The organism is Arenimonas sp. MALMAid1274 (genome assembly GCF_049195245.1).
Classification (GTDB): Bacteria; Pseudomonadota; Gammaproteobacteria; order Xanthomonadales; family Xanthomonadaceae; genus Arenimonas.
Window position 1 is genome coordinate 1 of sequence record NZ_JBMIRR010000014.1, and the last position, 1,581, is coordinate 1,581.

At 65.5% G+C, this 1,581-nt stretch carries 1 protein-coding gene; it reads right to left on the reverse strand.

The window, feature by feature from the left end; genetic code table 11:
- Positions 1–1,581 (reverse strand): DUF11 domain-containing protein (locus ACOQFR_RS00135; RefSeq protein WP_421377406.1); only part of this gene is annotated, 1,581 nt, incomplete at both ends.

Below are 1,581 nucleotides of genomic sequence, written 5' to 3' on the forward strand. Positions count from 1 at the left end.
CGTGGCGTTGACGGTAGCCACGATGTCGAGGGTCGCACTGGCGCCATTGGCCAGACTGCCAATGGCCCACACGCCGGTACCGGAGTTATACGTGCCCGTGCTGGCGGCCGAAGAAACGAAGCTGTAGCCAGCCGGCAGCAGGTCATTGACCGAGACGCCCGCCGCGTCCGACGGACCGGCATTGCTGACGGTCAGGGTGAAGGTGACGTTCTCACCGACGTTCGGCGTCGCGTCGTCGACCGTCTTGGTGATGGACAGATCGGCCTGCGCGACCGGGGTCGGGGTTTCCGTGTCGCTGTTGTTGCCCGGCGTCGGGTCCGCCGTGGTGGCGGTGACGCTCGCAGTGTTGTCATACGGACCCGTCGCGTTGACGGTGGCCACGATGTCGAGCGTCGCACTGGCGCCATTGGCCAGGCTTCCCACGGCCCAAATTCCGGTACCGGAGTTATACGTGCCGGTGCTGGCGGCCGAAGAAACGAAGGTGTAACCCGCCGGCAGGAGATCGTTAACGGACACGCCAGCCGCAGCGGACGGACCGGCATTGCTGACGGTCAGGGTAAAGGTGACGTTCTCGCCCACGTTCGGCGTCGCGTCGTCGACCGTCTTTGTGATGGACAGATCGGCCTGAGCAACCGGGGTCGGCGTTTCGGTATCCGAATTGTTGCCCGGCGTCGGGTCGGCCGTGGTCGCCGTGACCGACGCGGTGTTGTCATACGGACCCGTGGCGTTGACGGTAGCCACGATGCTCAGGGTGACCGTCGCGCCATCGGCCAGGTTGCCGATCGTCCACACGCCCGTACCGGCGTTGTAGGTGCCAACGCTGGCCGACGAGGAAACGAACGAATAGCCCGCGGGCAGCAGGTCATTGACCGACACCCCGGTCGCGTCCGACGGACCGGCATTGCTGACGGTCAGGGTGAAGGTGACGTTCTCGCCCACATCCGGAATCGGATCGTCCACCGCCTTGGTGATCGACACGTCGGCCTGAGCCACTGGCGTAGGCGTTTCGGTATCCGAATTGTTGCCCGGCGTCGGGTCGGCCGTGGTCGCCGTGACCAACGCGGTGTTGTCATACGGACCCGTGGCGTTGACGGTAGCCACGATGTTCAGGGTGACCGTCGCTCCATCGGCCAGGTTGCCGATCGTCCACACGCCCGTACCGGCGTTGTAGGTGCCGGCGCTGGTCGACGAGGAAACGAACGAATAGCCCGCGGGCAGCAGATCATTGACCGAGACACCCGCCGCGTCCGACGGACCGGCATTGCTGACGGTCAGGGTGAAGGTGACGTCCTCGCCCACATCCGGAATCGGATCGTCCACCGCCTTGGTGATGGACAGATCGGCCTGAGCAACCGGGGTCGGCGTTTCGGTATCCGAATTGTTGCCCGGCGTCGGGTCGGCCGTGGTGGCCGTGACCGAGGCGGTGTTGTCGTACGGACCCGTGGCGTTGACGGTAGCCACGATGTCGAGGGTCGCACTGGCGCCATTGGCCAGACTGCCAATGGCCCACACGCCGGTACCGGAGTTATACGTGCCCGTGCTGGCGGCCGAAGAAACGAAGCTGTAGCCAGCCGGCAGCAG